This is a genomic window from Halopseudomonas salegens (genome assembly GCF_900105655.1).
Lineage (GTDB): Bacteria > Pseudomonadota > Gammaproteobacteria > Pseudomonadales > Pseudomonadaceae > Halopseudomonas > Halopseudomonas salegens.
The window spans coordinates 407939-417734 of record NZ_LT629787.1 but is presented as its reverse complement, the minus strand read 5'-3'; the positions used below and the strand labels follow the sequence as shown (position 1 = coordinate 417734).

Genomic DNA, 9796 nt, shown 5'->3' with positions numbered 1-9796 from the left:
AAAGTGCCTTCAATCTAGAAGCCGGCTGTTGCTGTCTGATGACATTCCGCTGAATTTATGGCGTCATCAAAACGACATCATACCCGGCTAGCATTCCCACTCTAGACGCATTCTGTTTTGGAGGCTGCCGTGTTTATTGTTCTTTCCATTATTCTGACCAGTCTGCTGGGCCTGAGTCTGTGGCGCCTGTATCGGCAGCATCAGCTGGTAACCGGCCAGCAAGGGCAGATCGCCCGACTGGCTCAGGCAGAACAGACCGCTTTGCAACACAGTGCCCACAGCGAGGAACGGCAAGCCAGCCTGCAGACCGAACTGATCGCCGCACAGCAACAACTGGAGCAACAGCAGCGACAATGGCAACAGGAACGCAGCCGACTGCAGAATGATCAGCAGGCCGATGACCGCCACAATGAATACCGGCTCAACAACCTGCAGCAAGGTATGCAGGATATACAGACATTGAATCGACGCTGGCAGCAGCTCAGCAGCGAGATAGATGAACTGGGGCAGATCGTGCATACCTTCGAGCGCTGGAATGCCAATCTGGATGTCATGCTGCAACACAACCAGGCGATGCAGAAAGAAAGTCAGGCCTTTGCTGCCATCACCAAACAAACCATTCTGCTGGCGCTGAACGCCAGTATCGAAGCCGCCCGCGCTGGTGAACATGGCCGCGGCTTTGCCATTGTCGCCGAAGAAGTACGCAGTCTGGCCAACCGCTCCGAGACCCTGAATAGCGGTTATGCCGAACGCCTGCTGCAAAGTGCAGCCGTGACCACCACCACCTTTCAGGATATTCAGGCATCCAGCCGGATGATTCACACTGCCATTCAGGATTTACGCCTGCAGTGCCAATCCCTGGATCAAGCCACCCGGGAACTGGAGGCTCAGCATGTTCACGCACGCGCAGCCTGAAACCAGCCATCTGGATGCCGTAACCCGGGAGCAACTGGACAGCATGCTCTGCCGCAGCCTGGACGACAGCACCACCAGCCTGCACCGTGCGCAGACGCTCTCTGCTCAGGCGTGGCCAGCCGACCTGACGAACGACAACGCCAGCCTGACCCTGCTCAGTTTGAGCAGCTACCAGTTTCACAGCCTGGTGCTGGTCATTACCGACAGTACTCGGGCGACTTGCGAAGTAACGGACGATCACCTGCTGGAAATGGGCAACACCTTTTGCGGCAGCCTGAAACGCCAACTGGGCCAGCATTTGCCCAATCTGGGCATGTCTACCCCTCACGCCTTGTCCGTCAAGTGCCTGCCCACATTGCTGGACAGTTGCCGCCTGCCGCTGGTTGCCGGCTGCCACGACAGCCGCGGCCTGAGCATTACCGGCTGGCTGCTGCTACCCAAAGACTTTGAACTGCAACTGGTGACTAAAACCGTTGATGATGCGGAAAGCACCGGCGAACTGGAACTGTTCTGACTCCCACAGCCCCGAGGATTACCCCATGTCTGCCATACTTGTAGTTGATGATTCTGCCACTGTACGCGATGACGTTGCCAGCTTCCTGCGGCAACAGAACCTGACCGTTATTACCGCAAATGATGGCCGTGATGGTCTGCAACAACTGCAGCGCAATACCCATATCAAACTGGTGATATGCGACGTCAACATGCCGCATATGGATGGCCTGACCATGGCCGAAAAATCACGCAGCGAGCTGCAGAGCAAGGTCCCGATAATCATGCTGACCACAGAAAGCTGCCCGAAGATGAAAGAGCGCGGCAAGGCGGCCGGCGTCAAGGGCTGGATCGTCAAACCTTTCAACGGCCCCGGGATTATTGGCGCCATCCAGAAGCTGGTGACGGCCTGAAGGCTGACCAGTCACCTCATCTTCGGCAGTGCGCACATGATGCGCACTGCCGCCATGTGTCGTCTCGAACGGATATACTGGTTACATTCGAATCATGGAAGCCGAAGAATCTTGCTACTCCAGGGCATATAGCGCAGAGAAAACAATGCTGCCGGGTTACAGCCAGCACTTGATTGTGGCTCACGCGGCGAAGCGGAGAAAGATTCGTGCAGCCCACTGTCTCGACTGAAGGCCTCATGGACAATTCCGATATCGCACGGCAATGCCTTGCGATAGGCTTGTAATATTTCTTCGTCCAGAACACCAGCGCCCATGCCGTCCTGCCACCAGACCTGCGCGACCGCAGACAACCGCTCCAGCCATTGTGCGTGAGTTCGAGGCGTCAAGCTGGCATTGCTATAGCTGCTCAAGTGCAATGGAGCGTCGAGATGGCCTACAAAAGACTGCAACTGGGCAACCAGCTCAATCTGCGCTTGACGACTAGCGTAGGTCCTGTCATCCAGTTCCAGTGGCAAGTACCAGCCATGCACCGATAAGTCGCTAACCTCTCGCAGACGCCGATACCGGCTCAGAGCCTCAGCCAGCCACCGGTGCCAGGCAAACTTCAAGCGATCGTCATCCGCCTGATGGATCACACTGTAATAATCAGGACGATAATGCAGCCCAAGCACCAACTCCAGTCCTGCCTGATTTGCCTGCCGCAAGGCTGGTATCAACCAGCCGTCCTCGTTGGCAAATTCACTGTCATCATGCCGGGTCCATTGGACGATCAACGTTTCAACACCCGCCTCATGCGTGGCAACCCAGAGCTGCTGCCATTGAGATATGGAGAGCTCAGCATCCTGATTCAGCGGCTGATAGAACATTACAGGCGCTGCATTCAATTCGAGACTGAACAGCAAGGCCAACAACAATAGTGTTCTCACCAGTTCACCTCCATACCCAGCAACCAACCACCGCGACGATCATACAGACTGCCAGACAAGCCCTGATGATACTCTGCACGAACCGCAAAGCGCCCACGCCAGGCGTTGTATCGATCATCGTCAAACCAATACTGCCAGCGCAGGCCGGCACCGATGCGCAGATCCTCATCCTTTCCATCCATTACCCCTTGGACAAAGCCATAGGGCATCAAGGTTTGCGGTGAGTCATTTGCAAGCTTGTAGTTGTAACCTTGCTGGAAGCGCCCCAACAGCTGAAGCTCTCCGGCATCGACGAACCAGGCTGCGTCCAGATACAAAGAACGTTCATGCCAGCCCTGCTCTGCCGGACGCCAGTCATTGCGATAGTCACCCTGATCGAACAACGAAGCGGTAGCCCGCAGCAACAGGTCAAAACCACGTCCACCTTGCCCCCGCAACCCGGACTCATTGTACAGCTCAGCGTACAGGTTGAGATTCTGGTTACTCAGCGGCTTGCTGCGTATACCAACCCCCAGACCAGCAGTTTCAAAATAACTGTCTCGACGTCCCGCTGCTGTCAGTGCTCTGCCATAAACGGACAGGGTGCGGCCATTATTGACGGGCTCTTCTCCGAGCGCATGATCCCAAAGCACTAGCTGATAGTTCTCTCCCCTCAACGGCTGCCCTGCTGAGGCTACACTGAAGGGCGACCAACTGCTGGCCACGGTAAAACTGTTGCGGCGGCTCAAACTCTCGTGACTTCGGCGTAGCTCATATTTGCGCTGAGCCAGCTCACTACCATCCTGATCAGCCACCCATAACTCTGGCTCAACCAGGTCAATCGCTTGCCGCAGGCTGGCGCGGGCCAGCGTCGGCTCAGATTGTTCGTTCAACAACTGTGCCAGCGTTTGCTGCAACATGAAGTCTTCCGGATAGAATTCGACAGCTCGCTGCAACAAAGGTATTGCGCGCGCACGCTCCTGGTGCTCAGCCTGACGCGCCAGCAAATACGCGTGTTCCAGCAGATAGGCCGGCTGATCGGGGGCAAGCTCGCGACTTCGCTGCAGCCAGATTAACGCCTGCCGATCCTCGCCCGCCGCCAGAGCGGAAGCGGCAGCTGCATGCAAACCCTCGGCAGATTCCTGCAACGAAAGCGCGCGCCGATCTCGCTCCAGAGCCAATTGATACTCGCCAGCAGACAGAGCCAACGCGGCCCCAAGACGCCAATATTCAACCTCGGCATTGAGTGCAAGCTGCTGCCATTTATGTTCTGCCTGCAGAATGTTGCCTGCAGCCAAACCACTCCGCAGCATGGCCATGTATTCTTCCGGGGCGTTTAAAGACGGCGACAACTGTAACCACAACCGCCAGGCCTCGTCGGCGTCGCCAGCCTCGAACAGCGCATAGGCCAGGGCCCTTTTGGCTAGTGCATCACCACCATTAACCGCCTTGCGCAGGTACACGACAGCTGCTCCGGGGCGACCGGGATGCGCACATTGACCCAGAAGTCGCCATTCAGCTGGTTGGCGCTGGACCTTTGAAATATGTGGGATAACTTCGTCGCAACGACCACTGTCAGCAAGCCGATCCAGCAACAGCAACCGACTGGTCAACGGCAGCTGCGGGAGCAACATCTGTATATCTGGAAGCGGTCCGGGATGCTGAGCCAACAGCTCGCCAAGACGGCCCAGCGATGCCTCGGACATGCTCTGCCGTTGATTTTCGAAGGCATCCAGCAGCAACGCCAGAGCCTCCTCACGATCACCAGCCTCCACCATCAGCCAGGAAGCCTGCTCCAATGCCTGTGAAGTTGCCTGTCGGCGATAAATTGCCAACCATGAGACCAACGCCTGATCAAGCAAGCCAAGCTGCTGCTGCAACAGCGCGCGACGCTCACGGGTACCGTTGACAACCGGCTGATTTTGCAACCATGTCAACGCTTGCGAGGATTGATCAGCAGCCAGCCAATGCCGCACCAATTCTTCCTGGCGAATACCTTCCCATTGGCCTGTCAAAGGTCGACTGGCCATCGTCTCATGCAGCTGCAAGGCAAGACCCAGCACCAGCCAACGCTGGGGGTGCTCTTGCGCCCGGCAGCGCAGAAAAACCTGTCGAGCCTGATCAACAGCCCGCACAGACAGCCACTCGACGGTATCAAAACAATCCTGCTCATGCGTCTCGGCCAGAGTGACAACCAGGTCAACATTCTCCTCGACTCGAGCCAATTCCCAAAGCACCTGACTCTCACTATCAGTGAGCTGTTGACGTTGCGACAACCAATGCAATGCCACTTCATGTCGACGCACAGCAATTGCTCTATCTATCAACATGTCAACGAACTCATGGCGTACCGCTCTATTGGGCGCCATTTCAAGCAGTTCAGTCGCAGCCTCGAAATCAACCACCGCCAGCAGCGCCATACCCAGACGTTGCCACTGCTCCTCATCCAACTGCTCTGCAACAAGTAAGGGGTACAAGTCACTGATCACCTGCTGATGATCTTCAACCTGCTCTGCGAGAACGGCACGCCACATGCGTAACGCCTGGCCATCACGCAGCGGCGCAGATGCAAGCCACTGCAAAGCCGCCTGATTGCCTTCAGCACGCTGTATATACTGATTTCTTGCCTGCCATAGACGAACATGGGCACTGTCATCAGCCTCGGCCAACCAAGCCAGCAGCTCTGGCTGATCAACCCTTCCGCGAACAACCAGACGAATTTTCAGTTCTACCTCGGTTTCAAGCCTGCGTTCGGAGACAGGTAACCCCTGCAGTTCGATCAAGGCAGAATCTATCTGCTCCTGGCGAAGCAATGACTCAACCAGAAGCCAGCGTGCCTCCTCATGCTCCGGTACACGGCCAACCAGATATTCAGTAAGACGCTGAACTTCAGGCCAGTCATTCTGCTCTACCGCTTGATAGGCACGATGCATGTAAGGGTGGCTCAGATACTGCTGAAAGTTACTCAGATCACTCGCAGCAGTGAGTGGGCTGCCAGTCATTATCAACACCAGCAGTAGCAGGATTATCCTCATGGCAAAACCTCCAGCGCTCGCCATGACAACGCCTGCTGAGCCTTTTGCTCCTGCAACGCCTGCTCAAGCAACTCACTACTGATCAGTCCACGCTGCTTCAGATACTCACCCAGCGATTGTTGCAGTGGGTCAAAGTCAAACATCGCCTGTGCAAACAGGGTTGATGGCAACATACCCATTTCCTGCACCAGGTCACCCAGCATAACCTGATGCCGGCAGACAGCCTCCATCAAGGTCTCATCCGAACTCTGCTGTGCCAGCCTTTCAAGCCGTTCATCTTTTTTGGCCTGCTGGACATACCAATACCGCAGCCCCAGAGTTACCCGCCCCTGCGGCACAATGCGATAACTGACTGGACGCCTTAACTGGCGGGCAAGAGCACCTATCGACACTTCGCTCAAAGCACGCTCAGACGCCAGCACCAGAGTTCTTCCCTCTTCAGCCATTGGCAAGACTGCATAACGCAGAGCCAACCTGGCAGGCAACCTCGCAATCAAGCCGGAATCCAGTTTGAATGGCGATAACTCGGAATATTCAGCCCCCGCCTGATCGGCCAATGCCTTGGCCAATTGTGTGCTGGTAATCAAACCGCGCGACAGTAGCTCACGTCCAATGCGTCGACCAGCACCTGCCAGCAAGGCGGCTTGCAGGTCAGATTGGCTTATTGCCCCCATAGCCACCAGCCGTTGACCCAACGGGATGCGTTTTGGCTCGCCAATTTCAGGGAACTCATGATCCGTCTTGTCCCAGGCCACTCGGCGTGGGTCTCCTTCAAGCAGAACCTGGCGGATGGCGCGGATGTTAGCGAAGAAATTCACCACATTACTCCAGACCATGCGTGGGGCAGATAGCAAGCCCTGCCACAATCCGTAGTAGGAAGTGACGAAATAAAAGCGTTGAAAGAGCCGGTTCAACAACAGTATGCCGTTGCAAATAAGTAACCACCGCAGCAGGTCGCTTCCACCCAGCAAGGAAAGGAACTGCCAGGCATCGTCGACCACCCAGCCGACAAGCCACATCAACAACACCACGAGAAAAACCAGATTGACAAGAAAACCGATCAAGTTGGTTATCCCGCCGCGACGATCTCGCCAGAGAAAATAGTTAAGCAGCGGACGAGAACTCCACCCCATCGAACGCATTCCCTGAAATACAATGCCTATGATCCATCGTGATTTCTGTCGAACCGCTTGACTGAACGTTCGGGGAAAGTGTTCTCGTACACAAATCACTTTACTGGCGCGAGCCACTACCCCGAATTTATGCTCACGATGAGTCGCATAGCGCGGGTCGCTGACCATGAAACGGGCAAAAATCCCCGACATGCCTTTTTCGGCAAGTCGCATACCGATTTCGTAATCTTCCGTAAGGCTTTGCACATCAAATGCGATACCGTCTTTTTCCTGCAACAGAGCCGCGATTGCTCTGCGGCTGAAGCAGGTACCAACACCCGCACTGGGTACCTGGCCAACCATGGCCTCACGCACCACGACATCCTTGCCATGTTGTTCAGCAAACTCATCAATATAGTGCCCGCCGGTAAACTCGTGCCATGCGGGCGGAAATGGATAAACGGGGACCTGAATCAAGTCCTTGCGCGGCAGAAGATAGTTGAACAATCTCAGTTCCAGCGGCGATATGACATCTTCCGCGTCGTGCAGAATAAAACCTGCAAACTCTATCCTGGCCTGCTGCTCAAACCGCAAAATTGCATCAATTATGTTGTTCAGGCAGTCAGCTTTGCTGGTCGGACCGGGACGGGCACAGACGACTTTATGCACATTGTGGAAGCGCTGACAGACTTCATCCACCTCGGCCTGGGTCGCTGGATCATTCGGGTAGGTGCCAACAAAAATCTGATAGTTCTCATAATCCAGAGTACTGGCAGCCAACCGCGCCATCTGCCCGATAACACCGGTTTCCTGCCAGGCAGGAACCATAACAGCCAGAGGTTGCTCACGAGCTTCAAACAACCGTTGCTCATCGGCGTACGGGTTGCGCCGATAAATTCGCAAACGCCGCCACAATGTCCGCAACCAGTAAGACAGATCAATGAACAGGTCATCCAGCCCCATCAGCAACAGCGCGCAAGCCAGAATAAACGCAAGCCATTTAAAGCCGAACAGGACATACGCCAGCAGCTCGACCCATTCAAGACTCATGATTTACGCCCTTGAGAAAGGGCTTCAAGCAATGCTCAATACACTGACGGGTAATAGATGATATCGGCCCAAAAGCACAACATTGACCCAACAGGCGGACAAGCAAAACCATCTTAATGATCCCGGGACTCACCCCGAAAGCCACTAGAATACTGTATGGCATACTTCCTCAGCATTTTTGACGCAGGATGCGACTGAATCCTGACACAAATGAAGAGAGCATGCCACAAGAATATTATTTTGACACTATCGGGGCGTATGCTTCGAGGGCTTGCACGATTCCTGATTGTGTCGGGCAATTGAAGCTGGAATTGCTGTTTTCTTCGTCACTTGAACGTCTACACACCAGCAACACCTTAGAAGCAGCAACATAGCCAAGTATCGGCGATGTTGCTGTGAAGGTAAGGATTGTGCTGGCAAACCGCCTCGGCTAGTCCTGCACAAAATCGTTGAAGATCAACGACACGCGATGACTCGCTGACGCCCGGTTGGGTACATTGAATACCTGTGGCCGGCTGCTGTCGCCGCGTGGATAGCTGGTCACGGTTATCACCCCGTCTGGTGGCGAGGTTGCCGGCATGTTCACATCCACCCCGGACTGAAAGGGTTGGTCCGGGAAGTAGGGCAACAGCTCACCAGAGGTGATCGCAGGATGTGATTCCGCGTCATGTACATGAATGCCAATGACGTTGTTCACATCTATATTGGTCAGCACGTCAAAAGGCTCTTCATCCGGCCAGAGTGCGCTGGTGGTGGCGATTTCCAGGCGATCCGTGTCCTCGCCACGATCACCCCACCACTCCATGTCCCGGCTGATGACCAAAGCGGCATGGTCCGACCCGGTATGCGTATTGGTCTCAATATCCGAACCGGCTGGTGACGTATTGAAACGCACCAGATTGGCATTGCGCAAAAATGGCTGGCGATAAAAGTGGTGTTCGGCACGGCCAGGACGCAGCAGCTGGAACTCGTAATGATCGCCCGCCTGAAGATTGAAGGGTCCCCACTCACCAGTAGCGTCGATGTCCGCTGTAGCCAGTGGATCGCTCCCCTGCCGGTCCCCGGTGGCCGGATCAATGGACCAGACGTTCAAGGTAGTACCCGCCGCACCACTGTTGGCCGGAAACAGCACTGCCCTGCCACTCACGCTGATGTCACCGTCAACCGGCAGAATCTGTGTCCGAGCCGGCTCTACTCCGGTAAAGAATTCGAACTGACCGGCAAAGGAAGCCTCGGAGGTAGCTACCTGCACATGCGTTTCATCCGGCAGGTACAGATTGTTCTCTCCCAACTCGGCAGCCTCATTCACATAGACGCCCATACAGGGCACATCACCCGGACAGGTCTCGTTAGTGGCACCATCAATACCGACAAAACCGGCAACTTTGGCCGCGTGATCGGGGTTGCCCAGATAATTACTGCAGACCGTAACACCCAGCGAGTGACAAGCCAGATAAACCTGTTCCTGGTCGTGGGTTGCCAACAGATTATCGATAAAGGCGTCCAGAGGGGCCGCCTGACTGCCACTTGCGGCAGCAATGACTTCAGGAAGACTGGCAGTACTGTACTCGAAAGCATGGACCAGATCTTCGGGATAACCGTTGCTGGCGAAACGCAGCGCCTGAGTCTGGTACTGCGACCCGCTACCCGCCAGACCATGCACAAAAACCAGCGGGCGGACCCGCTCGGCATCCAGCTCAGGCATTGCCGGTGCGAGTTCGTCAGAGGAAGAGCTGCCGGACGAACCACTCAGGCAACCAGACAAGGTGAGGGCCGACACTGCCAGCATCACCAGTGAAGGTAAAGAACGCCCTTTGGGCATGTTGTACGCGTACAGCCTGGACATCGTAAACTCCTGTTGTTGTTATGCTTTT

Annotated in this window: 7 protein-coding genes; 3 read left to right on the top strand and 4 right to left on the bottom strand. The window is 55.4% G+C overall.

Going from position 1 to position 9796, the window contains the following annotated elements:
- Window positions 1–129: 129 nt before the first annotated feature.
- From BLU07_RS17940 to BLU07_RS01815, 3 genes are read left to right on the top strand one after another with little or no spacing between them, the layout of a single operon-like run.
- A complete protein-coding gene (locus BLU07_RS17940) occupies window positions 130–915 on the top strand; it encodes a methyl-accepting chemotaxis protein (RefSeq protein WP_157719055.1) in 786 nt (261 codons plus the stop codon).
- Window positions 893–1429 (top strand): hypothetical protein, encoded by a 537-nt coding sequence (locus BLU07_RS01820; protein WP_092383566.1) that lies wholly within the window; start codon window positions 893–895, stop codon window positions 1427–1429. Before BLU07_RS17940 ends, BLU07_RS01820 begins: the two co-directional genes overlap by 23 nt.
- Before the next feature lie 25 nt (window positions 1430–1454).
- Window positions 1455–1820 (top strand): response regulator, encoded by a 366-nt coding sequence (locus BLU07_RS01815; RefSeq protein WP_092383564.1) that lies wholly within the window; start codon window positions 1455–1457, stop codon window positions 1818–1820.
- Between the two features lie 92 nt (window positions 1821–1912).
- Here the strand turns inward: BLU07_RS01815 and BLU07_RS01810 are convergent, their stop codons facing one another.
- The 4 genes from BLU07_RS01810 to BLU07_RS01795 all read right to left on the bottom strand — a co-directional run bounded on the left by BLU07_RS01810 (window position 1913) and on the right by BLU07_RS01795 (window position 9768).
- The gene (locus BLU07_RS01810) at window positions 1913–2746 is read right to left on the bottom strand and encodes a DUF4434 domain-containing protein (protein ID WP_157719054.1); all 834 of its coding nucleotides are present in this window, start codon (window positions 2744–2746) and stop codon (window positions 1913–1915) included.
- A complete protein-coding gene (locus tag BLU07_RS01805; RefSeq protein ID WP_157719053.1) occupies window positions 2743–5727 on the bottom strand; it encodes an NfrA family protein in 2985 nt (994 codons plus the stop codon). Before BLU07_RS01805 ends, BLU07_RS01810 begins: the two co-directional genes overlap by 4 nt.
- A gap of 29 nt (window positions 5728–5756) precedes the next feature.
- A complete protein-coding gene (locus BLU07_RS01800; protein WP_092383558.1) occupies window positions 5757–7922 on the bottom strand; it encodes a glycosyl transferase family protein in 2166 nt (721 codons plus the stop codon).
- Window positions 7923–8352: 430 nt separating this feature from the next.
- Entirely contained in the window at window positions 8353–9768 is a 1416-nt protein-coding gene (locus BLU07_RS01795; protein WP_092383556.1) for a hypothetical protein, read from the bottom strand.
- Between the last annotated feature and the right edge of the window lie 28 nt (window positions 9769–9796).